The organism is Actinoplanes auranticolor (assembly GCF_018332655.1).
GTDB classification, from domain to species: Bacteria; Actinomycetota; Actinomycetes; order Mycobacteriales; family Micromonosporaceae; genus Actinoplanes; species Actinoplanes auranticolor.
Map to the genome: position 1 here is coordinate 167604 of NZ_BOQL01000066.1, position 25949 is coordinate 193552.

At 73.2% G+C, this 25949-nt stretch carries 26 protein-coding genes and 1 riboswitch; of the genes, 9 read left to right on the top strand and 17 right to left on the bottom strand.

What is annotated here, in order from left to right; genetic code table 11:
* Positions 1-270, bottom strand: a complete 270-nt coding sequence (locus Aau02nite_RS37420; protein WP_212993356.1) for a YciI family protein — start codon at positions 268-270, stop codon at positions 1-3.
* A 159-nt stretch (positions 271-429) separates the two neighbouring features.
* Positions 430-558: riboswitch (FMN riboswitch) on the top strand.
* 68 nt (positions 559-626) lie between these two features.
* Between Aau02nite_RS37420 and Aau02nite_RS37425 the strand changes: the two genes are divergently transcribed.
* Positions 627-1343: a nicotinamide mononucleotide transporter family protein gene (locus Aau02nite_RS37425; RefSeq protein WP_212993357.1), complete on the top strand. Its 717-nt coding sequence runs from the start codon at positions 627-629 to the stop codon at positions 1341-1343.
* Between the two features lie 126 nt (positions 1344-1469).
* On the opposite strand, the gene Aau02nite_RS37430 is transcribed toward Aau02nite_RS37425, so the two are convergent.
* Complete coding sequence (locus tag Aau02nite_RS37430; protein WP_212993358.1) at positions 1470-2348, bottom strand: DMT family transporter; 879 nt, start codon at positions 2346-2348, stop codon at positions 1470-1472.
* A gap of 72 nt (positions 2349-2420) precedes the next feature.
* Here Aau02nite_RS37430 and Aau02nite_RS37435 point away from each other — a divergent pair, with 72 nt between their 5' ends.
* Positions 2421-3392, top strand: coding sequence for a LysR family transcriptional regulator (locus Aau02nite_RS37435; protein ID WP_212993359.1), 972 nt, complete (start codon positions 2421-2423; stop codon positions 3390-3392).
* Here the strand turns inward: Aau02nite_RS37435 and Aau02nite_RS37440 are convergent.
* Positions 3300-4157, bottom strand: coding sequence for a helix-turn-helix transcriptional regulator (locus Aau02nite_RS37440; RefSeq protein WP_212993360.1), 858 nt, complete (start codon positions 4155-4157; stop codon positions 3300-3302). The two genes, Aau02nite_RS37435 and Aau02nite_RS37440, sit on opposite strands and share 93 nt — an antisense overlap.
* A gap of 168 nt (positions 4158-4325) precedes the next feature.
* Here Aau02nite_RS37440 and Aau02nite_RS37445 point away from each other — a divergent pair, with 168 nt between their 5' ends.
* The 3 genes from Aau02nite_RS37445 (at position 4326) to Aau02nite_RS37455 (ending at position 6560) form a co-directional block, all read left to right on the top strand.
* Positions 4326-5183, top strand: coding sequence for an SDR family NAD(P)-dependent oxidoreductase (locus tag Aau02nite_RS37445; RefSeq protein WP_246595731.1), 858 nt, complete (start codon positions 4326-4328; stop codon positions 5181-5183).
* 80 nt (positions 5184-5263) lie between these two features.
* On the top strand, positions 5264-5797 hold the full coding sequence (locus Aau02nite_RS37450) for a GNAT family N-acetyltransferase (protein WP_212993361.1): 534 nt from the start codon (positions 5264-5266) through the stop codon (positions 5795-5797).
* 397 nt (positions 5798-6194) lie between these two features.
* On the top strand, positions 6195-6560 hold the full coding sequence (locus Aau02nite_RS37455) for a hypothetical protein (RefSeq protein ID WP_212993362.1): 366 nt from the start codon (positions 6195-6197) through the stop codon (positions 6558-6560).
* 66 nt (positions 6561-6626) lie between these two features.
* Here the strand turns inward: Aau02nite_RS37455 and Aau02nite_RS37460 are convergent, their stop codons facing one another.
* The 4 genes from Aau02nite_RS37460 to Aau02nite_RS37475 all read right to left on the bottom strand — a co-directional run bounded on the left by Aau02nite_RS37460 (position 6627) and on the right by Aau02nite_RS37475 (position 10095).
* Complete coding sequence (locus Aau02nite_RS37460; RefSeq protein ID WP_246595732.1) at positions 6627-7853, bottom strand: LCP family protein; 1227 nt, start codon at positions 7851-7853, stop codon at positions 6627-6629.
* Positions 7850-8014, bottom strand: coding sequence for a hypothetical protein (locus Aau02nite_RS37465; protein ID WP_212993363.1), 165 nt, complete (start codon positions 8012-8014; stop codon positions 7850-7852). The genes Aau02nite_RS37460 and Aau02nite_RS37465 overlap by 4 nt, the downstream gene beginning before the upstream one ends.
* A gap of 207 nt (positions 8015-8221) precedes the next feature.
* Positions 8222-8881: a response regulator gene (locus Aau02nite_RS37470; protein WP_212993364.1), complete on the bottom strand. Its 660-nt coding sequence runs from the start codon at positions 8879-8881 to the stop codon at positions 8222-8224.
* Positions 8854-10095, bottom strand: a complete 1242-nt coding sequence (locus tag Aau02nite_RS37475) for a sensor histidine kinase (RefSeq protein ID WP_246595733.1) — start codon at positions 10093-10095, stop codon at positions 8854-8856. The genes Aau02nite_RS37470 and Aau02nite_RS37475 overlap by 28 nt, the downstream gene beginning before the upstream one ends.
* Before the next feature lie 91 nt (positions 10096-10186).
* On the opposite strand from Aau02nite_RS37475, the gene Aau02nite_RS37480 reads away from it, so the two are divergent.
* Positions 10187-12496, top strand: a complete 2310-nt coding sequence (locus tag Aau02nite_RS37480; RefSeq protein WP_212993366.1) for an FtsX-like permease family protein — start codon at positions 10187-10189, stop codon at positions 12494-12496.
* A gap of 3 nt (positions 12497-12499) precedes the next feature.
* Here Aau02nite_RS37480 and Aau02nite_RS37485 read toward each other — a convergent pair whose 3' ends face one another.
* Genes Aau02nite_RS37485 through Aau02nite_RS37520 form a run of 8 tightly spaced genes read right to left on the bottom strand, consistent with a single transcriptional unit; the run spans position 12500 to position 20373 of the window.
* Positions 12500-13567, bottom strand: a complete 1068-nt coding sequence (locus tag Aau02nite_RS37485; RefSeq protein ID WP_212993367.1) for a polyprenyl synthetase family protein — start codon at positions 13565-13567, stop codon at positions 12500-12502.
* A complete protein-coding gene (locus Aau02nite_RS37490; protein WP_212993368.1) occupies positions 13564-14946 on the bottom strand; it encodes an alkaline phosphatase family protein in 1383 nt (460 codons plus the stop codon). Before Aau02nite_RS37490 ends, Aau02nite_RS37485 begins: the two co-directional genes overlap by 4 nt.
* Complete coding sequence (gene eboE / locus Aau02nite_RS37495) at positions 14943-16094, bottom strand: metabolite traffic protein EboE (protein WP_212993369.1); 1152 nt, start codon at positions 16092-16094, stop codon at positions 14943-14945. Before eboE ends, Aau02nite_RS37490 begins: the two co-directional genes overlap by 4 nt.
* Positions 16094-16942: a TatD family hydrolase gene (locus Aau02nite_RS37500; protein WP_212993370.1), complete on the bottom strand. Its 849-nt coding sequence runs from the start codon at positions 16940-16942 to the stop codon at positions 16094-16096. The genes eboE and Aau02nite_RS37500 overlap by 1 nt, the downstream gene beginning before the upstream one ends.
* Entirely contained in the window at positions 16942-17550 is a 609-nt protein-coding gene (locus Aau02nite_RS37505; protein ID WP_212993371.1) for an EboA domain-containing protein, read from the bottom strand. Before Aau02nite_RS37505 ends, Aau02nite_RS37500 begins: the two co-directional genes overlap by 1 nt.
* Positions 17547-18395 (bottom strand): sugar phosphate isomerase/epimerase family protein, encoded by an 849-nt coding sequence (locus Aau02nite_RS37510; protein ID WP_212993372.1) that lies wholly within the window; start codon positions 18393-18395, stop codon positions 17547-17549. Before Aau02nite_RS37510 ends, Aau02nite_RS37505 begins: the two co-directional genes overlap by 4 nt.
* Complete coding sequence (locus tag Aau02nite_RS37515) at positions 18392-19240, bottom strand: SCO3242 family prenyltransferase (protein ID WP_212993373.1); 849 nt, start codon at positions 19238-19240, stop codon at positions 18392-18394. Before Aau02nite_RS37515 ends, Aau02nite_RS37510 begins: the two co-directional genes overlap by 4 nt.
* Positions 19237-20373: an inositol-3-phosphate synthase gene (locus Aau02nite_RS37520; protein WP_212993374.1), complete on the bottom strand. Its 1137-nt coding sequence runs from the start codon at positions 20371-20373 to the stop codon at positions 19237-19239. The genes Aau02nite_RS37515 and Aau02nite_RS37520 overlap by 4 nt, the downstream gene beginning before the upstream one ends.
* Before the next feature lie 249 nt (positions 20374-20622).
* On the opposite strand from Aau02nite_RS37520, the gene Aau02nite_RS37525 reads away from it, so the two are divergent.
* Positions 20623-21435, top strand: a complete 813-nt coding sequence (locus tag Aau02nite_RS37525) for an NAD(P)H-binding protein (RefSeq protein ID WP_212993375.1) — start codon at positions 20623-20625, stop codon at positions 21433-21435.
* Between the two features lie 4 nt (positions 21436-21439).
* Positions 21440-22369: an AraC family transcriptional regulator gene (locus Aau02nite_RS37530; protein ID WP_212993376.1), complete on the top strand. Its 930-nt coding sequence runs from the start codon at positions 21440-21442 to the stop codon at positions 22367-22369.
* Here the strand turns inward: Aau02nite_RS37530 and Aau02nite_RS37535 are convergent.
* Positions 22366-23673 (bottom strand): serine/threonine-protein kinase, encoded by a 1308-nt coding sequence (locus Aau02nite_RS37535; protein ID WP_246595734.1) that lies wholly within the window; start codon positions 23671-23673, stop codon positions 22366-22368. The genes Aau02nite_RS37530 and Aau02nite_RS37535 overlap by 4 nt on opposite strands.
* 88 nt (positions 23674-23761) lie before the next feature.
* On the opposite strand from Aau02nite_RS37535, the gene Aau02nite_RS37540 reads away from it, so the two are divergent.
* Positions 23762-25315, top strand: a complete 1554-nt coding sequence (locus Aau02nite_RS37540) for a GGDEF domain-containing protein (RefSeq protein WP_246595735.1) — start codon at positions 23762-23764, stop codon at positions 25313-25315.
* A 90-nt stretch (positions 25316-25405) separates the two neighbouring features.
* Here the strand turns inward: Aau02nite_RS37540 and Aau02nite_RS37545 are convergent, their stop codons facing one another.
* The gene (locus tag Aau02nite_RS37545) at positions 25406-25891 is read right to left on the bottom strand and encodes a hypothetical protein (RefSeq protein WP_212993379.1); all 486 of its coding nucleotides are present in this window, start codon (positions 25889-25891) and stop codon (positions 25406-25408) included.
* Positions 25892-25949: the final 58 nt, after the last annotated feature.

Consider the following 25949-nt stretch of genomic DNA (forward strand, 5'->3'; position numbering starts at 1 on the left):
TCAGGACAGCACTTCGTCCCATTCGCGGATCTCGTAGGAGCGAACCACGCCCTCGAGGACGAACGGGTCGCCGGCCACGAAGTCCTCGGCCGCCTCGCGGGTGGGGAAGATGGCCATCGACCCCTGGTTCACCGGGTCGCCGAAGGTGCCGACCATGAGCAGGTCACCGCGGTCGTGGAACTGCCCGATCCGGCTCTGGTGGGCCGGGAAGTGCAGCGGCGCCTTCTCCATGACGTCCTCGGCCGGGGCGTAGAAGAGCACGTACTTCATCCGGGTCGCCTTCCTGTACCTCAGCTGCGTTCGTCTCGGCTAACCGTAAGTTAAGGCTTACCGATCTCGCAAGGTGTTGGTGGGACTGCCATGGCCGCGATGCAGGTCACATCTCCACGGCGGTCGATGGGATTACGATGAGCGGCAAAGTGACACGTTCAGTGCGCTCCGGGGTCGGTGTAATTCCGAACCGGCGGTGACAGTCCGCGACCCGACCGCAGCCGGCGGCCGGTTGACCCGGTGGAATTCCGGGACCGACGGTGAAAGTCCGGATGGGAGGCGGCGCGCGGACGGTACGGCCCCACCCGCGTGCGCGGTCTCCCCGGCGTGCACCTCTGTCTCCGGAGGTGCCGACCGTGCACTGGCTCGATCAGCTGCTCACCGCGTTCTACCACGCCAAGTGGCAGGTCACCGACACCCAGGCGATCTACTGGCGCGAGATAGTCGGCAACGCCTTCGGCCTCGGCTCGGCCCTGTTCGGCCTGCGCCGCAACTGGTGGGCCTGGCCGGTCGGCATCGTCGGCAACGTGCTGCTGTTCACCGTGTTCCTGGGCCAGGCGCTCGGCAACGACCAGGGCACCCCGCTGTACGGCCAGGCGTCCCGGCAGGTCTTCTTCATCATCACCAGCGTCTACGGCTGGTGGCTCTGGCGGCAGAACCGGCACTCACCGGGCGGGGCCGCGGTCGTGCCGAAGTGGGCGACGAACCGGCAGCGGGCTCTGTTCATCCCTGTTGCGCTGGTCGCGGTCGTGGTGTTCTTCTACGCCTTCCGGGCGATCGGGGCGGGGTTCCCGGTGCCTTGGTGGTACTACCTGGCCGACTCCTGGATCTTCGTCGGTTCGATTCTGGCCACTTATGCGATGGCTCGTGGGTGGGTGGATTTCTGGCTCTGCTGGATTGCGGTGGATCTGGTCGGGGTTCCTGAGCTTCTGCATTTCGGCTATTACCCGTCGGCGATCCTGTACGCGGTCTATGCGGGGTTCGTGATTTGGGGATTCGTGGTGTGGTTGCGGATTTCTCGTCGGGAGTCGGGTCCTCGGATTGATTCTCCTCGGATGGAGACGGTGGGCTGAGGGGTTCTTCTGCTTGGGACTTCTTGTTGCGGTGCGGTCAGGGATTTCGTCGGGCAGGCCGGCCTTGGTGGTGGGTCTTGCGGACGTACCTCGCCGGTTGCGGTAGTGGTGGTCATCGTTGAGGGATCAGGCCGGGACCAGGGCGCGGTGGTCGGCTTCGACGCGCTGGCCGTAGTAGGTGCCGATGAGGACGAGGGCGATCCCGGCGACGGCGACCGCGGTGAGGTGCTCGCCGGCGATGCCCACTCCGATCAGCACCGCCCACACCGGTTCGGTGCCCAGCAGCAGGCTGGCACGGGCCGCCGACGTACGGCGGATCGCCCATAGCTGCACCAGGAACGCGAACACGCTGCAGCCCAGCGCGAGATACAGCACGCCGAGCCACTGTCCCGGCCCGAAGGCCCGTACCGCCGCGGGCAGAGCGGGTGCCGCAACCACCGTGAACAGGACCGCGCCGACCATCATCTGCAGCCAGGTGAGCGTCACCGTGTCGTACCGCCGGCCGTCGGTCAGCCGCCCGGACAGCGTGACGTGGGCTGCGCGGACGACGGCCGCGGCGAGCATCAACGCGTCGCCGGCCGTCGGTGCGCGCAGGCCCGGGCCGGCGACGAGCAGCACCACACCGGCCACCGCCACTGCCGCGGCGACGAAGAACCGGCGCGGCAGCCACCGCCGGCGCACGGCTCCCTCCAGCGCCGGCGTCAGCAGGATCGTCAGGCTGATCAGCACCCCGGCGTTGGTCGCGCTGGTCAGCGCCACCCCGTAAGTCTCCAGGACCAGCACCGACGCCTGGGTCAGGCCGAGCAGCGCCCCGACCCGCACCTCCGGGCGGGTCAGCCGTCGCACGGCCACGACCGGCGCCAGCGCGATCGCCGAGACGAGGAAGCGCAGCGCCAGCACGGCCAGCACCCCACCGACCAGGACGAGGGTCTGGGCGACCAGATAACTGCTGCCCCAGACCACCGCCACGGCCAGCAACAACAGATCGCTGCGGCGTATCGACATGGTGGCAGCCTGGAGCCGGTCTATCGTGAAGACAAGGCCCGTACCTCTCAACCGATGGTGTAGTGAGACCTAATGGATCTGCACCACCTGCGTCTGCTGAGGGAACTCGGCGACCGCGGCAGCCTCGCCGCCGTCGCCCGGGCGATGCACATCACGCCCTCGGCGGTCTCCCAGCAACTGCGCTCGCTGCAACGCTCGGCGCGGGTACCGCTGACCGAGCGCCGCGGCCGCCGTCTCGTGCTCACCGAGGCCGGCCGAGCCCTCGCCGCCGCGGCGGTCGAGGTCTCCACCGCGCTCGACCGGGCCGGGCGGGCCGTGGACGCCTACCTCGACGACCCGGCCACGCCGGTCACGGTGGCCGCTTTCCACAGCGCCGGGGTGACCTACTTCGGCCCGCTGCTCAGCCGGGACGGCCTGCCGCCGGTGCGGTGCTCGGACCAGGACGTGCCCCAGGCCGGCTTCCCGGCCCTGATCGCCGACCACGACCTGGTGCTGGCGCACCGGCTGGCCCACAGCCCACCCTGGCCGGCGGACCGGCTCACGACCGTGCCCCTCATCCACGAACCGCTGTACGTCGCGATGCCCGCGGGCCACCGGCTGGCCTCGAAGTCATCACTCACCACCGACGACGTCGCCGTCGAGCCGTGGATCTGCGTCCACGAGGGATTCCCCCTGGAAGGCGTCCTCACGGCGATCGCGGCCGCCGCCGGCCGGCCCGTCGACATCGTCCACCGGGTCAACGAGTTCACCGTCGTGGCCGCGATCGTGGCAGCGGGCGGCGGGCTCGGGCTGCTGCCCGGGTACACCAGCCGGCCCGATCCCGGTGTGGTACTGCGGCCGCTGGCCGACCTGCCGGTCGGACGCCACATCGACGTTCTCACCCGCCCGGAGACCCTGCACCGGGCTGCGGTACGCGCGGTCCTCGACGCGCTACGCGAGATCGCAGCAGCGTCAGGGGCGGGTGAAAGTGTCGGCGCCGAGGACGGCGAGCAGGGCGAGCTTGTCGTAGCTCTCGGTGCCGGGTGTGGCGGTGAAGATGAGTAGGGACTGCCCCTGATCGGGGTCGAGCAGGGTCTGGCAGTACAGGTCGATGCGGCCGACCTCCGGGTGGACGAAGCGTTTGGCGCTGCTCCACCGCAGTCCGACCTCCTGACGGTTCCACAGCTCGGCGAACTCCTTGCTCCGCTGTTGCAGGTCAGCCAGGAGCAGCGCGGCCGGCGATCCGGGCCCCTGCGCGGTCGCTCCGGCGCGCAGGATGGCGACGTAGACGCGGCTGTGCAGGTCATGGTCGTCGGGCAGGTACCGGTCGCGGGCGGCGGGGTCGGTGAACCACCGGTAGAGGGCGCTGCGAGCCGGGCCGGTGTACCGCGTCTCGTCGCCGAGCAGAGCCACGGCGGGTGGCGTCTGCTGCAGAGTCTCGCCGATCGGACCGACGATCTCGGCCGGGGTGTCCTGGAGCCGGTCCATGACGCGCAGCAGCCCGGGACTGATGTGCGCATCGCGGAGCTGTCGTGGCTGCCGCCGGTGGCCGCAGAGCAGGAACAGGTGGTCCCGTTCGTCCGGGGTCAGGCGCAGACCCCGGGCGATGGCAGCGGCCATCTGCTGGGACGGCTGAGAGCCACTGCCGCGTTCCAGCCGGGCCAGATAGTCGGCCGACATGTCGCACAGCTCGGCGACCTCCTCGCGGCGCAGCCCGGTCGTGCGCCGCCGGGCACCGCGACGCAGCCCGACGTCCTCGGGCTGCAGTGACTCCCGCCGGCCCCGCAGGAAAGCGGCCAGGCCGTCCCGGTCCAGCGTCGTGTCCACCATCGGGCTCCCACCTTGAACGTCCTGTGCCTCGATCTCATCGTCCGGCAGCCGGTGACCGTTAGCCACGCCCTGCCGTTCAGTGGCTGAGCAGGTCCTTCATCCACCGGCACGGCGGCCCTTCTACTGGATGACGACAGACCGAGCACCTCCCCGTCAAAGGAGCTTCCCATGACCAGATGGACCGCGGACCAGTTGCCGGCCATGACCGGCACCACCGTGCTGATCACCGGCGCCGGCGGCGGAATCGGGCTGGTGACCACCCGCGAACTGGCTCGGGCCGGCGCCCGCGTGGTGCTGGCCGTGCGCAACGTCGACAAGGCCCGCCGGGCCGTGGCCGGCCTGCGGGGTGACTTCGAGGTTCGGCACCTCGACGTCGCCGACCTCGATTCGGTACGCGCGTTCGCGCAGTCGTACACCGGCGCCATCGATGTCCTGATCAACAACGCCGGGGTGATGGACATCCCGGCGGCGCGTACCCCGCAGGGCCTGGACGTGCAGACCGCGACGAACTACTTCGGCCCCTTCCTGCTCACCAATCTGCTGCTGCCCCGGCTGACCGACCGCGTCGTGACGGTATCCAGCCAGCTGCACCGCTTCGGCAAGCTGGACCTCGACGATCTCGACTGGCGCACCCGCAAGTACAACGGGCTGGCCGTCTACGAGTCGTCCAAGCTCGCCGTCGTGCTGTTCTCGCTGGAATTGCAGCGCCGCTTGACCGCCGCGGGCAGCCACGTGCGCTCCATCGTCGCCCACCCCGGCGTCGCCCGGACCGGACTGGTCAACCACTCGAAAATGAACATCGTCAACCGGTTGCCGTTCCTGGTCCAGGACGCCGAGCACGGGGCACTGCCCCTGCTGTACGCGGCCACCCAGGACGTCCCCGGCAACTCCTACGTCGGCCCGGACGGTCTCTTCAGCTTCACGGGATATCCGGTCATCCGCACGTCCAGCCGCGCCGGACAGGACCCGGCCGTCGCCCGGAGGCTGTGGCAGGCCACCGCCGCCCTCACCGGAACCGGCGCGTGAATGCGGCACCCAGGCGGGCCGGCGCCGCGCCCGGTCAAATGAGGTGCCTGATGACTCCGCAGCCTGCCAGGCTGCCCGGCATGGACGTTCGCCTCGAGCCCTGGTCGGAATCCGCGCTCGACCTCCTGCGCCGGATCAACACCTCGCAGATGCGTCAACACGTCGGCGGTCCCGAGCCGGAGAGCCACCTGCTTGCCCGGCACCGCCGATACCTCGCCCTGCCGACGACCGGCCGCGGCTGCATGTTCGCCGTACTGCTGGACAACGAGATGGTCGGCAGCATCGCCTACCACCGGCGTGACTGGCAGGGCGAGCAGATCTACGAGACCGGCTGGAACGTCCTACCGCCCTACCAGGGCCGAGGCATCGCGGCTGTAGCGGGTAATGCTCTGATCACCATCGTCCGTGAGGTTGCCCGCCGTTCCGGCGCACCCCAGACACTGCACGCGTTCCCCTCGGTCGGGAACGCTCCCTCCAACGCACTCTGTCATCGCCTCGGTTTCACTCTCCTCGGCCCCTGCGATTTCGAGTACCCGCCGGGCAGCGGATCCCTGATGCGCAGCAACGACTGGCGCATCACCCTCGTCAGCTCCGGTGGCGGAGCGGACGGGTAGTCAGTCCAGAAATGTCACGGTGTCCGGCAAAGGGGCGCGGCGCACCCGGGGAAGTTTGAATGTCGGGTCGGCGAAGCCGATCGACATGCCGCAGTGGCGGCATGTCCCGGTCCAGGTAGCAGAAGAGTGCCGTGCCGGCGCCGAAGCAGGTCCAGTTCTCGGCGCGGATCCGGGCTCGCCCGATCTGCCAGGTTCCCGCGGCGAGCCGGAACCGTCCATTGACCGTCATGACTCTGACACCAGCAGATATCGACAAACATCAGTAGGGTCGGGCACTGTGAACCGACTGACGATCTCCTGCGCCTCTGGTGCCGTTGCCGTTGCGCTCCTCGGCGGGTGCTCCTCCGATGAGCCCCCTCGGACCGGCACGGCAGCGCCCGCAGCGTCCACCGTGTCCGTGGCGCCCAGCTCCGCTTCCGCCGACGGGCCGCCGACGTCGGCTCCGGCCGCGGCGCAGGGAGAGGGTGCGGCGCTGTGCGAGAAGGTGGCTGCGGCCAAGGCGGCGTTGAACGAGGAGCTCAAACGGGTGGTCTCGCCCGGCGGGAAGGTGCCACCGGCGGAAGGCAAGAGGGTGATGACGGGCCTGGCCGCCGCGCTGAGCGATCTCGCCGCTTCCGGCGACGGCGAGCTGCGCGACGCGCTGAAAGGCCTCTCGGCCGAGGCTTCGAAGGCGGCCGGCGCCGCCGACCCGGTGCAGGCGGCGCTGAGTCCCTCGTTCGACGCGGCCGGCCAGAAGGTCGACAAGGCCTGCACGAAGCCTTGACCGACGTCAGTTCGTGCGGCAGAAGGCGGATGAAGAGCTGGAGGGCCGCGACGAACTGCCCGCTGCTCAGCTGCGGGTCACCCAGCCCGGGTTGGCCAGGACGAACTCGTCGACGGTGTCGGTCTTCACCGATTTGAGCAGGTCCATGCTGGTGTCGCTGAGGATTTCGGCGCTGCCGACGCCCGGGACGTTCTCGCTGTTGAACTTGCCGTTGTTCGTCTTGATGGTGACCAGGTCCTCCGGGCGGATGCCGCGCAGGGCGAACACCCAGTCCTGCAGCGGGACGCCGCCGTCGTCGACCGTCATCGTCTTGCCGACCGCCTTCAGCAGGCCCGGGAGCTTGGTCGGGGAGTCCAGGCCGCTGTCCATGATGTTCTTGATCAGGGCCTTGAGGAACTGCTGCTGGTGGCGCTGGCGGCCGTAGTCGTAGCTGTCGTCCTCCAGCAGGTCGCGCTGGCGGACGAAGTCCAGGGCCTCCGAGGGGGTGAAGCAGCGGTTGCCCTTGCGGTAGATGTTCGGGGTCACGCCGGGGATCTTGCCGCGCAGGGTGCCGTCCGGGTTGATCCGGTACGGGCCGGTGAGCTTGCCGGTCTTGTTGTCGTGTCCGTAGTGGATGGACGTGGTCGTGGTGTCCACGTACATGCAGACCTTGCCGAGGACGTCGACCACCTTGCGGAAGCCCTGGAAGTCGATGATCGCGCCGGCGTCGGGGGTGATGCCGGTCAGGCTCTTCACCGTCTTGGCCAGCAGGGTGAAGCCGCCGGTGAGGGCCTTCTGGCCGGTCAGGCCGCGGCTGCCGTACGCGAAAGCGGCGTTGATCTTGTTGCGGCCGCCGGCGTAGCGCTGGGCGCCGTTGTCGAACTCGGGGATCCGCACGTAGCTGTCGCGGGGCAGGGAGACCAGGTACGCCCGCCGGTGGTCGGCCGGGATGTGCAGCAGGATGATCGAGTCCGACCGGGTCAGCTTCTCCGGGTCCTGGCCGGGCCGGGTGTCCAGGCCGACCAGCAGGATCGTCTTGGCGCCCTTGACGCTGACCCGCTTGGTCTCCACCCGCGTCTCGCCGAGCAGGTTCTGCTGGGTGACCGTCTCGGTGGCCGTGCCGAGCAGCACCCGGGTGCCCGCGACGGCGGCTCCGCTGCCCACCATCAGCAGCGCGCCGACCACCACGCACCACAGCGCCCAGCGGGGCGACCGCCGGGAGCCGCCCTTCTTCGCCGGCGCAGGAGGCTGGGTCGGGGCACGACCGGTCCGCTCGCCGTCCGCTCGCTCTTCACGGCTCGCACGCTTGCTCACAGCACCTGCTCCCGGTTCAGGACGCGGTCCGGCCGCACCCGTGTCACGGTCGCCGCGAGCCACCGGGCCCGGGCGTCACCGGTCGCGTGCGGCGTCTCGGCCGCGCGTTCCCGCACCGCGTCACGGCGAGCGAACGCGGTGCGCCGTTCTGGTCGGATCATGATTGCCCCCCTCGATCAAGAGGACGGGGACGGAACATGAGAACGTTGCGAAATTCTGGGTGAACAATCGACATACGTAGGTCTCACCACGTCGGAAGCCGGCCGGCCATCGCGGTGAGCAGCTCCAGCAGCGTGATCGGCTCGGTGGCCGGGTCCAGCGACCGGTAGGCGCAGCGGAGGTCGGCGACCGTGCGCCGGGGTCGAGGGTCAGCCGCGCAGGTAGGCCAGGACGGCCAGCACGCGGCGGTGGTCCTGGTCCGCCTGGGGCAGGTCGAGCTTCTGCAGAATGGCCCGGATGTGTTTAGCCACGGCGGCCTCGGTGACGACCAGCCGCGCCGCGATCGCCGCGTTCGACCGGCCTTCCGCGATCAGCGCCAGCACCTCCCGCTCGCGGGGCGTGAGCGCACCCAGCGGGTCCCGCCGGCGGCGCAGCAGCTGCCGCACGACCTCGGGGTCGACGACCGTGCCGCCCCCGGCCACCCGGTGCAGGGCCTCGATGAACTCCTCGACCCGGCCGATCCGGTCCTTGAGCAGGTAGCCCACGCCGGTGCCGTCGCCGGCGTCGAGCAGGTGGGTGGCGTAGGTCGTCTCCACGTACTGGCTCAGCACCAGGATGGGCAGCGCGGGGTGCCGGCGGCGCAGCTCGACCGCGGCGCGCAGTCCCTCGTCGGTGAAGCCGGGCGGCATCCGGACGTCGGTCACCACGATGTCGGGCCGGCCGGTCGCGACCGTCTCCCCCAGCTCGGCCGCGTCGCCGACCGCGGCGACGACCTCGTGACCGAAACGGGCCAGCAGCCCGGCCAGTCCCTCGCGGAGCAGGACGCTGTCCTCCGCGAGGACTACGCGCAGGGTGGCAGGGGCCGGCACGGGAGCTCCACGGTCAGGACGGTCGGGCCGCCGGGCGGGCTGGACAGGGTCAGTCTCCCATCGACCACCGACACCCGGTCGCCCAGCCGTACCAGCCCGGTGCCGCCGTCCGGGCCGGCGCCACCGCGGCCGTCGTCGCGGACCCGGACGGTCAGCGTGCCGGCCGCGTAGCCACCGGCGATCGTGGCCCGCCCGGCGCCGCTGTGCCGGGCCACGTTGGCCATCGCCTCGCAGACGACGAACCAGGCGGTCGACTCGATCGGTGCCGGAAAGCGCCCCGGCAGGTCCAGGTCGACGGCGACCGGGATCACCGAGCGGTCGGCCAGCTCGGCCACCGCGGCGGGCAGGCCGAAATCGGTCAGCAGCGGCGGGTGGATGCCGCGGATCAGCTGACGCAGCTCGGTCAGCGCCCGCTCGGCCTCGTCCTGGGCCCGGGCCAGGCGGGTGGTGAGCGGGCCGGCGGGCGCGTCGAGGCGGGCCAGTCCCAGCATCATGGTCAGCGCGACGAGCCGTTGCTGGGCGCCGTCGTGCAGGTCCCGCTCGATGCGCGCGCGTTCCGCCTCGAAGGCGTCGACCAGCCGGACCCGCGAGCGGGTCAGCTCGGTGATCCGCGCGTCGGGCCCGGTGAGCAGGGTCCGGGCCAGCGCGGCGCGGGCCCCGGCATAGACCGTCATCCCGTACGCGGCCAGGGCGAACACCGGCACGGCGAGGACGGCGACGGCCACCGCCGGCGGCCACGAGGTCACCGGCCAGGCCTTCAGCACGTTGACCTGGCCGCCGTCCACGCCCAGCAGGACCGGGGTGGCGAGCAGCGCGAGTGGCACCGCGACGGCCAGCACCACGGCCAGCACGTCGAACGGCCACAGCAGCGCGAGCAGCAGCGCGTGGCCGAGCTCGCGCCAGGTGACCGGCTCGGTGTAGCGGACGGTCAGCCAGGCCCGCAGCCCCGGCCGGGACGGTGGGCGGTGGGCGTCCGGCACCGGCCGGTCGTCGAGCAGCCGCCGCACCCGCCGTTCGGCCCGCGCGACCGGCAGGCCCAGCAGAGCGAAAGCGGCGGGGCCGAGGACGACCAGCACACCGGCGGTCAGCAACAGCAGCCCGGCGAGCAGCGTGAGGGCACCGGCCAGGGCGGCGCCGAGCAGATAGCCCGCGGCGCGCCACGGCCACCCGGACAGCAGGAATCGCCGGCTGCCCAATGCCTGCCACACGTTCACGCGGCACACCGTAGACCGTAGTGCCAGCGCTACCGGGAAGACTCCCGTCCGGGAGACTGTGCCGCCGCACCGGCGTCGGCAGGGTGAAGCGATGATCGTGACACTGGCGAGCCTGCGTACGCGCTGGGTGACGCTGACCGGCAGCTTCGTCGCTCTGACCCTCGGCGTCGCCCTGCTGGCCACCATGGGTCTCGCCCTGGCCTCCACCCTGGACGCTCCCCGGCAACGCCCGGAACGGCTGGCCACCGCCCCGGTCGTGGTGCGCGGACCGGACGAGCTGCGGGTCGGCGCCAAGCACCGGCCGCTCGCGAACTACCGAGGCGTTCCGGCCGGGGTGGCGGCGCGGCTGGCGGCCGCCGTGCCCACGGTGACCGACCGCTCGTTCGCCGTCGGCGGCGGGTTCACCGGTCATCCGTGGCCGGTGGCCCGCTACGGCGGCTACCGGCTCACGGCGGGCCGGGCTCCCGCCGCGGCCGGTGAGGTCGTGATCAGCGGCGATCCGAGTCTGACGGGCACGCGGGTGCGGGGCCGGGTGGTGACCGGCACGGTCGCGCCGGCCCCGTACGAGCGGGCGATGTTCTTCACCGGCGCGGAGGCCGCGCGGTTGTCCCCGCGGATCGACAACCTCGTCGTGGACGCCGATCCCGCCACGGTCCGGGCGCTGGCCGGGCCCGCGCCGGTGATCCAGGTGCTGACCGGCGACGACCGGCGCCGGGCCGATCCCGACCCCGATCGCGACGCCGAGGCGCTGATGACGGTGAACGCCCTGCTCGGCACGGCGGGCGGGATCACCACGTTCGTGTCGGTCTTCGTGGTCGCGTCCACGTTCGCCTTCGCGGTCGCCCAGCGCCGTCGCGAGCTGGGGCTGCTGCGGACCGCCGGGGCGACGCCGGGCCAGGTGCGCCGGATGGTGCTCGCGGAGGCCGCGGTGGTCGGCGTACTGGCATCGGCCGCCGGTTGTGTGCTGGGTGCCCGGGGTGCGCCGCTGCTGGCCGGGTTGCTGGTCGACGAGCGGCTGGCGCCGCCGTGGTTCGTGATCGGCGCGCACCGCTGGCCGTTCCACGTGGCCTTCTGGACCGGGCTGGTGGTCGCGCTGGCCGGGGCGGTGACCGCCGCCGTACGGGCCGGGCGGGTCGGGCCGCTGGAGGCGCTGCGGGAGGCGGCGGTGGACAGCGGCACCATGCCGCCGGGGCGCCGGATCGCGGGTGCGCTGGTGCTGGCGACCGGGCTCGGGCTGCTGATCTGGCGGCTGGTCGTGGAACCCGGCGAGGCCCTTCACCGCAAGACCTACACCACCCAGCCGATGCTGCTGATCACCGCCGTCGCCCTGCTGGCCCCGGTCCTGGTCCGGCCGCTGGTCCGCGCCGTCCGGCTGCCCGGCGTGACCGGCCTGCTGGCCCGGGAGAACGCCGCCGCGGGAATCCGGCGCACCGCGGCGGTCGCGGCGCCGGTGCTGATCACCGTGGCGCTGGCCGGCTCGCTGCTGGGCGCGACGGCCACCATCACCACGGCCAAGGCCACCGAGCTGGGCGAGCGGACCCGCGCCGACGTGATCGTCGAGCACCCGGACGCCGCCACCGTGGCCCGGGCCCGGGCCGTACCCGGAGCCCGGGTCATGACCAGCGCGCAGACGGCGGTCTACGTCCTGGAGGAGGGGGTCGCGCTGGTCGGCTTCCCGGCGTCGGCGGTGGACGCGGAAACGCTCGCGTCGGTACGGCGCCTGCCGGTGGTCGCGGGCAGCCTGGCCGACCTGGACGACACCAGCATCGTGGTCACCGACGAGTGGACGCAGCACACCGTGGGCAGCCGGGTCGACCTCTGGCTCGGCGACGGGACACCGCGGACGCTGCGCATCGCGGCGGTCCTGGCCGCCGGTACGGGCGGCGACGGCGCGTACCTGACCCCGGCCAACGCGCCGGGCGCGGCACCGGACCGCCTGGAGATGACGGTTCCCGAGCCGTCCCTCGGGGCAGGGCTGGGCATGACGCGGGAGCAGTGGCTCGCGGAGCAGGCGCCGCGTACCGGACGGCAGACCCGGGTGGGCCTGCTCGTGGTGCTGGGGATCGCGCTGCTCTACACGGCCATCGCGCTCGCCAACACGCTCGTCATGGCGACCTCCGGCCGGGTCCCGGAATTCACCGCGCTGCGCCTGGCCGGGGCGACCCGCGGTCAGGTGCTGCGGCTGGTCACCGTCGAGGCTCTGCTGGTGGTGGCGGTCGGTGTGGTGCTGGGCGCGGCGGTCACGATGCTGAACCTGGCGGGCATCTGGGCCGCGCTGGGCCGGCTGTCGGTGTGGTCCCCGGTGATCGTGCCGTGGCAGCCGCCGGCCGGCGCCGCGGGGGCCTGCGCGGTGATCGCGGTGACGGCGGCCCTCGCCACGGCCGTCCGGCGGGCCCGGTGAGGCTCAGTGCCGCCGGACCACCACGGAGGCGGCCAGCCCGGCCAGGGCGGCCCGGGCCTCGGCGGTCAGCGGCGCGTCGGCGAGGGCGGTGGTGGCCTGAGCCGACCGCTGCCCGATCAGGTTCTCGATGCGGTCCCGGGCCCCGGTCGCCATGATGATCTCGCGCAGTTCCCCGGCGCCGGTGTCGTCCAGCTCCGGGTCGCCGAACAGCCGGCGGATCCGGGCCGCCTGCGCGCGGTCGGCGCGGTCGCGGGCCATCGCGATCATCACCGTCGGCTTGCCCTCGCGCAGGTCGTCGATGACCGGCTTGCCGGTGACGGCCGGGTCGCCGAAGACCCCCAGCACGTCGTCGCGCAGCTGGAAGGCATCCCCCAGCGGGTCGCCGAACGCCTGCAGCGCATCCTGCAGCTCGGGGCCGCCGCCGGCCAGCGCAGCACCGATCTGCAACGGGCGGGTCACCGTGTAGCGGGCGGCCTTCATCCGGATGACGGTCAGCGCACCCGCCACCGAGCCGTCGCCCACGCCGGAGACCAGGTCGAGATACTGCCCGGCGATGACCTCGGTGCGCATCACCGTGAAGAGCCGGTAGCCGCGGTGGATCCAGTCGACCGGCAGGCCGGACTCGTGCAGCATGTGGTCGGCCCAGGCCGCGCAGAGGTCCCCGCAGAGCAGGGCCGCGCTGTGGCCGTAGCGGGTGGCCTCGCCGCGCCAGGAGTGCCGGGCATGGACCTCCGCGAAGTGCCGGTGCACGGTCGGCTGGCCCCGGCGCAGGGTGCTGCCGTCCATGATGTCGTCGTGGATCAGGGCGAACGCGTGGAACAGCTCCAGCGCGGCCGCCGCGACCACGATCTGCGGGGTGTCCGGCTGCCCGGCCCCGCGCCAGCCCCAGTAGCAGAACATCGGCCGCAGCCGCTTGCCGCCGGAGAGCACGAACCGGCGGACCGCGTCGAGCACGCCCGCCGGGGTGCCGTCCGGCCAGTGCGGGCGCTGCCGGTCCAGGTACGCGACCAGCGCCGCCTCGCACCGGTGGGCCAGCTCGGCCTCGGTGCCCGGTGCGGTCCCGACGCTCATGACGGCAGGCCGGCCAGGGTGAGCAGCAGCTCCTTAACCTCGGTGGCTGCGATCGAGTCCCGGGCCGCGGCGGCGTCGGAGCAGATCAGCACCGGGGCGTCCCGGGGATCGGTGGGTAACCGGCCGTGCGAGCCGCGGACCGCGCGGGCGCCGGCGTCCAGGCCCACCACGCTCATCATGTACCGCATGCCCAGCTTCTTGCGCAGCAGCGCGACGCCGGCCCGGCCCTTGGCGGCGCCCGGGCCGGCCGGGTCGAAGAACAGCTCGGCCGGGTCGTAGCCGGGCTTGCGGTGGATCTCGACCAGCCGGGCGAAGTCCGGGGCGGCCGCGTCGTCCAACCAGTAGTAGTAGGTGAACCAGGCGTCCGGCTCGGCGACCAGCACCAGCTCGCCGGAACGGGCGTGGTCGAGCCCGTGTCCGGCCTGTCCGTCGGCGTCGAGGACCTCGGCGACTCCGGGCAGCGTGGCGCACAGCTTCGCCACGGCCGGGACGTCGGCGGGATCCCGGACGTAGACGTGGGCGATCTGGTGGTCGGCGACGGCGAACGCCCGCGACGTCCACGGATCGAGGTACTCCATACCGGCCTGGGTGTAGACCTGCAGCAGGCCCTCGCTGCGCAGCAGCCGGTTGATGTCGACCGGGCGGGAGACCTCGGTGATGCCGTATTCGGAGAGGATCACCACGGTGGCGTCGCGAGCCGCGGCGGCGTCCAGCAGCGGGCCGAGGGTGACGTCGAGCTCGGCGGCAGCCGCGGCGGCCTGCGGCGAGGACGGGCCGTGGCGCTGCAGGTCGTAGTCCAGGTGCGGCACGTAGACCAGGGTCAGGTCGGGGTGGTGGCGGTCCATGATCTGCTCGGCGGCCCGGCAGATCCAGGCCGACGAGGGCAGCCCGGCGTTGGCCCCCCAGTAGCTGAACAGCGGGAACGTGCCGAGCTTGGCCGTCAGCTCGTCGTGCAGCTCCGGCGGGTAGGTGTAGCAGTCCGGGTCCTTGCGCCCGTCGGCGTGGTAGACCGGCCGGGGCGTGACCGTCCAGTCCACGTCGGCGCCCATCGCGTACCACCAGCAGACGTTGGCCACCGTGTAGCCGGGCCGGCGCGCCCGGGCCGCGTCCCACAGCTTCTCCCCCTGCACCAGCGCGTTGTGCTGCCGCCAGAGCAGCACCTCGCCGAGGTCGCGGAAGTACCAGCCGTTGCCGACGATGCCGTGCTCGGCGGGCAGCGTGCCGGTGAGGAAGGTGGACTGCACCGAGCAGGTCACCGCGGGCAGCACGGTGCCGAGCGGGGCCTGGAACCCGGCGCGGGCCAGCCGGGCCAGGCGCGGCATGTGCTCGAGCAGCCGCGGCGTCAGGCCGACGACGTCCAGGACGACCACGGGCTTCACGGCGTCACTCCTTGTTGGACGGTGAGACCCAGCGCGGTGAGCTGGGCCCGGGCGAAGAACAGCTCGGCGGCGATCCCGGCGGCGAGCTCGGCCGGTCCGTGCGGCCGGGACGCGGGCGGCAGGACGTGCCAGGTGTACGTCTCCACGTCGAAGTGGTCGCACAACGCCTCGGGCCCGCCCACCAGCAGCCGCAGAGCGTCGACCAGCACACCGACCGTGCTCTGCAGCGGCTCTACGGGCGGCGCGTGCAACGGCACGTGGTAGTGCACCCGCCAGGGCTGGTCACCACCGCCGGGCAGCGCGAGCGCCTCGTCCAGGTCGTCGGTGGACAGTCCCTGCGGACCCCTGGTCTGGTGCAGGAACCGCGGCTCGACGTACTCGCCGAGCACGGCCGCGTCGGCGCGCGGGTCGGCACTGGCCAGCGCGGCCGAGACCTGGACCTTGACGATCGGCAGCCCGGCGCCGGCCAGGTGGCGCAGCGCGTCGGCCGGCTCCTCCCACGAGCAGGCCAGGTGCGCGAGGTCGAGGCAGACGCCCAGCCGGGTGGTGTCGACGCCGGCGAGCAGCTCCGCCGCCTGCACGGTGTTCTCGATGACGCAGCCCGGCTCGGGCTCGAAGGCGACCCGGATCTGCCGGTCCAGCAGGGCCAGCGAGCGGGCGAGCTCGTCCAGGTTGTGCCGGCAGTCGGCGGCCCGGCCGGCGGTCCAGGGGTCGCGCCAGGCCAGCGGCAGGGTGGAGATGGAACCGCGGGCCGCGCCGGCGGGCAACAGGTCGTCGAGGACCCGGGCCAGATCCAGGGTGTACGCGAGCCGCTGCGCGGTGCTCCAGTCGGGCTGGTAGACCGCGTGCTTCACGACCGGCGCCTGGAACGCCTGGTACGGGAACCCGTTGAGGGTGACCACCTCCAGCCCGCGGGCGTCGAGCTCACGGCGTAACCGTTGCCGGTCGGCGACGTCGGAGGCCAGCCCGGCCGCCACCGGCGCGGCGAGCCACAGGCCCAGGCCGAGCACGTCGGCGCCGAGCCGTTCGCGGATCGGCACCGCGTACGTGTCGAGCTGCTCCAGGATGCCGGCGAGGTCCTCGGCGGCGTGCACGTTGGTGCAGTACGACAGGTGCACGAGCTGACCGTCGGGGTGGCGCAGCCGCATCAACTGCCTCCCCGGGCGATCGAGCTGCCGGCGAAGGTGGCGCCCGGCGTGGTCTCGGACAGGTCGAGGCGCCCGGACTGGCCGTAGAACTCGACCGGGTTGCGCCACAGCACCCGGTCCACGTCGTCGGCGGTGAATCCGGCCGCCAGCAGTGCCTTGCCGGTCTCCACGGTCAGCAGCGGGTCGGAGTGGCCCCAGTCCGCCGCCGAGTTGACCAGGATCCGTTCGGTGCCGTACGCCTTGATGATCTCGACCATCCGCGGCGGCGACATCTTGGTCTCCGGGTAGATGGAGAAGCCCATCCAGCAGCCCGAGTCGCGGACCAGGCCGACGGTGACCTCGTTGAGGTGGTCGACGGCGACCCGGCCGGGCTCGATGCCGGACTCGGCGACCACGTCGAGGGTGCGCCGGGTGCCGGCGGCCTTGTCGCGGTGCGGGGTGTGCACCAGCGCCGGCAGCTCGTAGGAGATCGCCAGGGCGAGCTGGGCGGCGAAGGCCTCGTCCTCGGCCGGGGTCATCGAGTCGTAGCCGATCTCGCCGACCGCGACCACGCCGTCCTTGTCGAGGTAGCGCGGCAGCAGGTCGAGCACGCCCCGGCAGCGCGGATCGTTGGCCTCCTTGGGATTGAGGGCCAGCGTGGCGTGGTGCCGGATGCCGAACTGCGCCGCCCGGTACGGCTCCCAGCCGATCAGCGAGTCGAAGTAGTCGGCGAACGAGCCCGGGTTGGTGCGCGGCTGTCCGAGCCAGAACGCCGGTTCCACCACGGCCTGCACGCCGTTGGCGGCCATCGCCCGGTAGTCGTCGGTGGTGCGCGAGGTCATGTGGATGTGCGGGTCGAAGATGCGCATCACGCCTGCTTCCTCGAGGTGTCGGCGACGGTGAGCCGGTTGAGCAGAGCGGTCGCGTCGTCCGGCATCCGCCGGCCGGCGGCGGCCCGCTCCTGGGCCAGGGCGGAGAGCATGCCGGCCAGTTCCTGGTCGGCCCGGTCGTCGAGCCGGTCCACGGCGCTGAGCGGGATCCCCATGAAGACGCATTTGACGACGCCCTGACGCCAGGTGGCGGCGTCCAGGTGGGCGGCGTAGGGGCCGAGCGCGGCGGCGACGAGCCGGGCGTCGTTGGTGCGCAGCGCGTCCTGCAGCAGCGGCACCCCGGCGTCGCCGATGTCCAGCAGAGGCAGGGCAGCCAGCACGGCGAGCCGTTCTGCCGCGTCACCCTGCTGGTACAGCGTCACGATCCGCTGCGGGTCGGCCAGCTCGGCCAGCAGCAGCGCCCGCGCGGCCCGCCCGGCGGTCCAGGCGCCGTCGCCGGCCAGCGGCTCCCGGCCGAGCTTGCGCTCGGCGCGGGCGAACAACGGCCCGGCGGTGTCCGGGTCGGTGCGGACGCGGGCCAGGGCGTCGTCCAGCCACTCTCTTCCCGGTACGGCGGCCAGCGCGGCGCGCAGGTCGTCGAGTGTCATCGCCCCTCCTCGTCGGCCGCCCGCAGGAACGCCAGGGACTGCCGCGCGACGGCCGGAGCGGCGTGCGAGTGCCGGGGCAGTTCGACGGCGACCAGGCCCCGGTAACCGCTCTCCCGCAGGGCCCGCAGCACCGGCGGGAAGTCGATCTCGCCGGTGCCGAACTCGAGGTGCTCGTGCACGCCCCGGACCATGTCGTCGATCTGCACGTTGACCAGATGTCCGGCGACCGCGGTCACGCAGTCGGGCACGGGCACCGGCTCCAGGCACCGGCAGTGTCCGATGTCGAGGGTGAGGCCGAACATCGCCGGGGCGCCGAGCTCGGCGTGCAGCCGCCGCCAGTCCGCGATGTCGGCCACCAGCATGCCCGGCTCGGGTTCGAAGCCGAGCGGCACGGCCGCCGCGGTGGCAGCCTCGGTGACTTCCGCGCAGCCGTCGACCAGCCGGCGCCAGGCGGTGCGCTCGTCGACGTCGTCCGGGCGTACGCCGGCCCAGAACGACACGGCCTCGGCCCCCAGGTCCGCGCCGACCGCGACCGCGCGCCGCAGGAAGTCGAGCCGCAGCTTGCGATCGTCGTGCAGCAGCGTGGGCGCGTGTTTGCGCCAGGGGTCGAGCAGGTACCGGGCGCCGGTCTCGATGACGACCGCGAGGCCCAGGTCGCGGAGCTGGTCGGCGGTCCGGGTCACCCGGGCGGCCAGGCCGGGCGCGAACGGGTCGAGGTGGTCGTGGTCCAGGGTCAGCGCCACCCCGGTGTAGCCGAGCTCGGCGATCACGGTGAGCGCGTCGGTGAGGCGGTGGTTGGCGAAACCGTTGGTGCCGTAACCGAACCGCAGGCCATCGGCGGTCATGTCGGGGACACCTTGCGGGCGAGCAGCCGGGCGAGCGGCGCGGCGGCGGCCAGGGCGAGGCCGGTCCAGCCGCGACCGGCCCGGGCGGTGAGGGCGCCCTGCAGCGACGGCAGCGCGGTGATGCCCGCACCGACCGCGGCGCGCACGGCCGGCGCGCCCGGTTCGGTGAACAGCCGGGCCTGGGCGCGGCCGTACCTGGTCGCGTACTCGCCGGCGAGCAGGCCGGTCGCCGCCGAACCGCGGGCCGCGACGGCTGCCGCGAGGGCCACGGTGGCGCTCAGTGTCGTGGCCGGCAGGGCGGCGCTGTCGCTGCCGGCCACCTCGCGGCGGGACAGCTCGGTGACCGTGTACGTGTGGGCGGCGACGGCCAGCGCGGCGGGCAGGGCCCGTACCGGATCGCCGGGGGTCGCGCCGAGCAGCACGTCGAGGGCGCGGCAGGCGGCCATGCCCGCCGGCCCGGCCGCGGTGTTCTTGGCCCGCAGGTCATAGGCCCAGACCGCGGCGGCCAGCGGCACGGCTACCGCCAGGGCCCGCGCTCCCCCGGCCTTTCCGGCCACGGCCAGCCCGGCCGCGGTGAGCCCGGCGGCGATGCCCAGCGCCGCCGGGGCCGAGATCCGGCCGGACGGGATCGGGCGCTCGGGTCGTTCGGTGGCGTCGAGCTCGCGGTCGGCCCAGTCGTTGGCGGCCATCCCGGCCCAGTAGAGGCAGACGGAGGCGCCGGCCAGCCCGGCGGTGCGGGCGCCGAGTGTGCCGGCCGCGGCCGCGCCGGCCACGACGTCGCCCGGCACGGACAGCGCCGCCGGGGCCCGGACCAGCTCCGCGAGGGTACGCAGCGGCGCCTTCATCGCGTCAGCCCCGCCGTGAACGCCGCCAGAGTGGCCCACTGCTCGGCCAGCGCGGACGGCCCGGTGCCGAGCGGGTCCTTGAAGAAGAAGCCCAGCTCGCTCAGCGGCCCGGCGCGTCCGGCGCGGTGCGCGGCGGCGGTCAGGCGGGCCAGGTCGAGCACCAGCGGGGCGGCCAGCGCGGAGTCGCAGCCGTGCCAGGTGAACTCCATCCGCATGCCGGTGCCCAGGAAGCCCTCGAAGGTGACCAGGTCCCAGGCCGTCTTGAAGTCGCCGATCTCGGCCACGTAGTCGATGCGGCTGGTGCCCTCCGGCTCATAGCCGAGGGCGTCGCCCAGCACCCGCTGCTTGCTGGCCACCTTGGCGGCGTTGGCGGCGGGGTCGGCCAGGTTCGCGCCGTCGCCCCCGCCCAGCAGGTTGATCCCCGACCAGCTGCGCACCCGCAGGTTGCGCAGCGCGAACATCGGCGCCAGCACCGACTTGACCAGCGTCTCGCCGGTCTTGCCGTCGTTGCCCGCGTACGGCACGCCCGCACTCTCGGCCAGCTCGGCCAGAGCGGGCAGGCGCGCGCCGGTGGACGGGGTGAAGTCGATGAAGGCACAGCCCGCGGTGAAGGCGGCGTACGCGGCCAGCGCACTGGGCGGCAGGACCGGCTCGGGCCCGCTCAGCGCCTCGGTGAGCGCGGCGAGCGAGGCGTGCGCGGGATGCGGCTCGGGCAGCGGCTCGGTCGTCGACACGTTGATGACCACGATCTGCTCCAGCTCGTGCCGGACCCGGAACTCGCGCAGGTCGGTGGCGATCCGCTCGGCCGTGCCGGCCTGGGTCGGCGCCGCGGGCAACGGCCGCAGATCGCTGTCGATGGCGGTCAGCTCGTCGGCGAGGGCGGCGACCAGCCGTCCGGGCACGACACCGGCGGCCGCGAGGGCGTCGGCCTTCTTCAGCACCGGGGTGGTGACGATGTCGTGGCCACCGAAGACCAGCTCACCCCACCCGGGCAGGGCGGCGCTGCGCAGCTGGGGCAGCTCGGTGACGCAACCGGTGGGCTCGACCAGGCGGGCCCGCAGCGCGGTGGCGCCGACCATGGCGGTCACGGCGACAGAGCCGCGTGCGCCGATCAACCAGATTCCCGTGCGCATACGGCATCCCTTCCGACCACAGGCAGAGACGTACTACCGCTAACACCATGTGTCTTCCGTGTTACGTGAGGCGACGCTAGCCCAGCTGCCGGGACAAAGGAAAGGCTCGATATGAAGAAAGTTCTCCATCTGCGATCAAAACTTTTCCGTGACCCGTACGAAAGTCGGCCGCGGAATGTGGACGCTCGCGTATGGAGCTGCGGCTCCGGACCATGGCCCGTCCCGGCCGGCGGCAGTTGACTTCAGGACATGACAACTTTGGTGCTCGGCGGTACGGGCAAGACCGGCCGCCGGATCGCGTCCCTGCTCACCCGGCGGGGCCTGCCCGTCCGCATCGGCTCACGCTCGGCGCAACCCCCGTTCGACTGGGACCGCCCGCAGACCTGGGACGCCGCCCTCGACGGTGTGCAGGCCGCCTATCTGAGCTTCTACCCCGATCTGGCCCTGCCCGGCGCGGCGGAGACGGTCGCCGCCCTGGTGGACCGGGCGGCGGCGCGCGGCGTACGCCGGTTGGTCCTGCTCTCCGGCCGCGGTGAGCCGCAGGCGGTGGTCAGTGAGAACACCGTACGCCGCTCCGGTCTGGAGTGGACGATCGTGCGGTCCAGCTGGTTCAGCCAGAACTTCAGCGAGGGCTTCCTGCTCGACGCCGTGCTGTCGGGCGAGCTGGCCCTGCCGGTGGGCGACGCCGCCGAGCCGTTCACCGACGCCGACGACATCGCCGAGGTGGCGGCCGCCGCCCTCACTGACGCCCGGCACGCCGGGCAGACGTACGAGCTGACCGGCCCCCGCCTGCTCACCTTCGCCGACGCCGCCGCCGAGATCGCGAAGGCCACCGGCCGCCCCCTGAGCTTCGTCGCGTTGCGGCCCGAGGAGTTCACCGCGGTGCTGCGTGAGCACGATCTGCCCGAGGATCTCGGCGACCTGTTCCACCTGATCACCGATGGCCGCAACGCGAGCCTGGCCGACGGGGTGCAGCGCGCGCTGGGCCGCCCGCCGCGCGACTTCGCCGACTACGCGCGGGCCACGGCGGCCACCGGCGTGTGGGACCGGGCGCTACCGTGACGGCGTGGACACCTTGACCGGGCTGCTGGACGGGCCGCGGGCGCGCGGGGCGTTCCTGCTGCGGTCGCTGCTCGAGCCGCCGTACGCGCTGCGGATCGAGGACGAGGCTCCGCTGACCGTGATGACGCTGGTGCGCGGCACGGCCTGGGTGCTGCCCGATGGCGGGGAGCCGGTGCTGCTGAGCCCGTACGACGTGGCTCTGGTCCGTGGGCCGGGGCACTACACGGTCGCCGACGATCCGGGCACGCCGTGGCAGACGCTGATCGGTCCCGGACAGACCTGCACCACGCTGAGCGGCCCCGACCGGACCGCCACGGTGGATGCGGGCGGACGCACCTGGGGTGACCGCCCGGACGGCGCGACGCTGCTGCTGACCGGGACGTACCAGCTGCGCAGCGAGGTCAGCCGGCGGCTGCTCGACGCGTTGCCGGCGCTGCTGGTGCGAGCGGGCGCGGCCGGGCCGGTGGAGCTGCTCGCGGCCGAGATCAGCCGTCCGGAGCCCGGCCAGGAGCTGGTCCTGGACCGGATCCTGGACCTGCTGCTGGTGGCGGTGGTGCGGGGCTGGCTGGCCGCGCCGGAGTCCGGGGCGCCGGCCTGGTACCGGGCGCGCAACGACGCCGTGGTCGGGCCGGTCCTGCGGCTGCTGCACGAGGAGCCTGCCGAGGCGTGGACGGTGGCGGGCCTGGCCCAGCGCTGCGGGGTGTCACGCTCGGCGCTGGCCCGGCGGTTCACCGACCTGGTGGGCGAACCACCGATGAGTTACCTGACGACGTGGCGCCTGACCCTGGCGGCGGACCTGTTGCGCGAGCCGGAGGCCACCATCGGGGCGGTGGCCCGCCGGGTCGGGTACGGCAGCGCGTTCGCCCTGAGCGCGGCCTTCAAGCGCGAACGCGGGATGAGCCCGCAGGAATACCGGCGGCAGGCCGAGGACTAATCCTCGTCGCCCTCCTCCTCGTCATCCTCGTCCTCGTCCTCGTCGCTCTGCTTCGACTTGCCCTTGCCGCTGGACTTGGTCGCCTTGGCCTTCTTCGTGGCCTTGGCCTTGGCAGTGACCTTGACCTTGACCTTGACCTTGGCCTTCGCCTTGGGGTTGGACTTGGCCTTCGCGGCCGGCTTGGACGCCACCACAGGCTTCGCGACCGCCGTCTTTCGGCTCACCGGGCGGTCGGCCGGTGTCCCGGACGGCTTCGGTGCCGGGGCGGCACTCGACGGGCCCGCCGCGGGCGCGGACGGTACGGTCCCCGCCTCGGCCCGGACCGAGCGCGGAGCCCCCGAGGGCCACCAGGTGAACGACGACATCATCGCCAGCGCCGTGACGGCCGCCGCCACCAGCAGCGCGGAGCGGCGGGGACGGCGGGCACCGGGTGCCTTCAGGGCGACGGTCGGCGCACCCACCTGGGCCGCGACCGTCGGCAGGGAGAGCGTTTCCGGCGCGGGCAGGCCCACCGCCGCACCGAGGATGCGGGCCGCCTCGGCCGCGGTCGGCCGGTCCTGCGGGCGCTTGGCCAGGCACCGGCGGACCAGCTCGGCCACCTCGGACGGCAGGCCGGCGATCCGGGGCAGCGGCGCCGGATCGACGTAGAGGTGGTTGCCGACCATCTGGGTGACCGTCGAGCCGGTCCACGGCAGCCGGCCGGCCAGCGCGCGGTAGAGCAGCAGGCCGAGCGCGTACACGTCGGTGGCCACCCGGACCGGGCCGCCGTCCAGGCGCTCCGGGGCCAGGTAGGCCGGGGTGCCCAGCACCTCGCCGTCGGTCTCGTCGACCGCACCGGCGGCGGCCGAGATGCCGAAGTCGACCAGCTTCACGCCGTCCGGGGTGACCATCACGTTGCCGGGCTTCACGTCGCGGTGCACGACGCCGCGGGCGTGTGCCGCCGCCAGCGCCGCTGCGACCTGCGCACCGATCCGGGTGGCGGCGGCCCAGGGCAGCGTCCTGCTCTTGAGGAGGTCGTCCAGGGTCGGGCCATCGACCAGCTCCATCACCACGTACGGGCGGGCCTGGCCGGCCTCGTCGGTGGCCTCGCCGTAGTCGTAGACCTCGACGATGTTGGGGTGCCGCAGCCCGGCGGCGGCGCGCGCCTCCAGCCGGATGCGGGCCGGCCGCAGGGAGTCCGCCGGGGCGCCGGGAGCCAGTACCTTGACCGCCACGTCGCGGGCGAGCACCTGGTCGTGCGCGCGCCACACCTCGGACATGCCGCCGACGCCGAGCCGTTCCCGCAGTCGATACCGATCATCCACGCGAAGGCTGTTCCCACCGGCCCCACCGTGAAACCCGGCCACGGGGTTCGAGCCCCGAGCGAGACCTGTGAGCATTACATTGCGTTTTGTGAGCATCGAGGTCGCGGAGCTGGAGCTGCGACCGGTCACCGACTTCCGGGCCACGGCCGCCGCGGCGGCGCCGCTGGAGCACGACGGCGACGAGCGCACCGCGATGCGCGCCCGGCTGATCCGGGCCGACGCGGCGCTGCGCGAGGGGCGCACGGCCGAGGGCGGCACCCTCGCTCAGCAGGTCAACGCCTGGGCGTTGGAGCGTGGGGACGCGTACGTGCTGGCCTGCAGCCACCGCACACTGACGCACTTCCACTATTACATCGGTGACCTGGCCGGCGCCCTCGGACACGCCGTGCAGGCGGTCGCCCACCTCGGTCCCGACGATCCGGCGGCCGTGCGGGTCCGGCACCTGATGACGCTGGCCGTGGTGCTCGGTGAGGCCGGCTCCCCCGCCGAGGCGGCGAGCCGCTACCAGGAGGCCCTGGCGCTGGCCGCCACGATGGGTGACCACCAGCAGATGCTGATGATCCTCGGCAACCTGGCCAACCTGGCGACCCAGGAGGGCGACACCGGCACCGCGGCCCGGACGGTCGAGCGGATGGCCGAGGTGCAGGCGGCAGCCGGGATCGCCCTGGACGGACCGCAGCTCATCACCGTCGCCCGGGTCCGGCTCGCCGACGGGGACCACCGGGCCGTCGAGGAGATCCTGCGTCCGCTGACCCGGGATCCGGAGTACCGGCACAGCACCAGCGCCGCGTTGCCCGAGGCGATGCTGACGCTCAGTGAGGCGCACCGGCTCGCCGGGGAGTTCAGCGCCGCCCAGGCCGATCTGGACGCCGCCCGCCGGCTCGCCCTGGAGCGCGGGCTGCGGGCCACCCAGGCCGCGATGCTGGAGCAACAGGCCGCCCTGTACGCGGCCATGGACCTGCACCGCGAGGCGTACGACGCCCACGTGGCGTACCACCGGTTCTTCGCCGAGCTGCAGTCCGCCCAGCGTGATGCCCAGGCCCGCACGCTGCAGGCGGTGTTCGAGGCGACCGAGGCCCGCCGGGTCGGTGAGCACTTCCGCGAGCTGGCCCACCGCGACGCGCTGACCGGCCTGCACAACCGCCGCTACGCCGACGAGCGGTTGCCGGTGCTGCTCGGTGCGGCGGTGGCGGCGCACAGCCCGCTGGCGGTGGCCATCGTCGACCTGGACCACTTCAAGCGGATCAACGACACGCTGTCGCACGACGCGGGTGACCTGGTGCTGCGCCGGGTCGGCCGGCTGCTGACCGAGGCGGTTGCCGAGCCGGCCTTCGCGGCCCGGCTGGGCGGCGAGGAGTTCCTGCTGGTACTGCCGGGCACCGGCGTGACCGCGGCGACCCTGGTCTGCGAGCGGCTGGCCGCAGCCCTGCGCGGGCACGACTGGACGCCGATTACCGGACGCCTGCCGGTCACGGCCAGCATCGGGGTGACCGCCACAGCCGACCCACGGGTCACTCCGGCGATGCTGCTGTCCCGGGCCGACCGGCACCTGTACGCGGCCAAGCACGCCGGCCGGGACCGGGTGGTCGCCGACGCCGCCGACCGTCCCGGCGACCGGGCACCGGACCGGGCCCGCGACTGACGAACAGGTGACGACGGGGGATTCCCGGACGGCTCACATCGAGTCGTCGCCGAGGTGACGATCCTCCGGGCGAGTCGGCAGGCTGCCGCGTCATCGCCGGTCCGGCGACCGCCGGGGCCCGGGCAGGTGACCGACGGAGAGCGCCGCCACCACCGCTGCGGCGAACGCCTCCCGGTCACCCGGGGAGCAGCCGTGCTCGGTGGCCGCGTCCGCCGCCGCGGCCCACACCGCGCGCAGCTGCGCCTGGTCGAAGGCGGGCACGGGCCGGTCCGGCACCTGCGCCAGGTGGCCGGCGCGCGAGCGGCGCCACCGGCCGAGCAGCGCCGCGAGCCGGCCCCCGGGCGCGGGCTCCGGTTCGCCCTCGGCCAGCGAGACCACCGTCTCGGCGACGAAGCCCAGCACGAACGGCGCCCACCCGTACTGCCGCCCGCCGGGCAGACCGGCCAGGGTCCACGGCTCGATCCGAAACGCCTCCAGCACCGTCCCCACGTACGGCAGCTCGGCGGGAGCCAGCGCGGCCAGCACCTCGCGGACGACATCCTGCCCGGTCCGCAGAACTTCGTCATCATCGTCCATACTTGTCCCCGTTCGTCGCATCCGCGCTGACCCTAAGCGTGGCGCGGCGGCCGGGCCA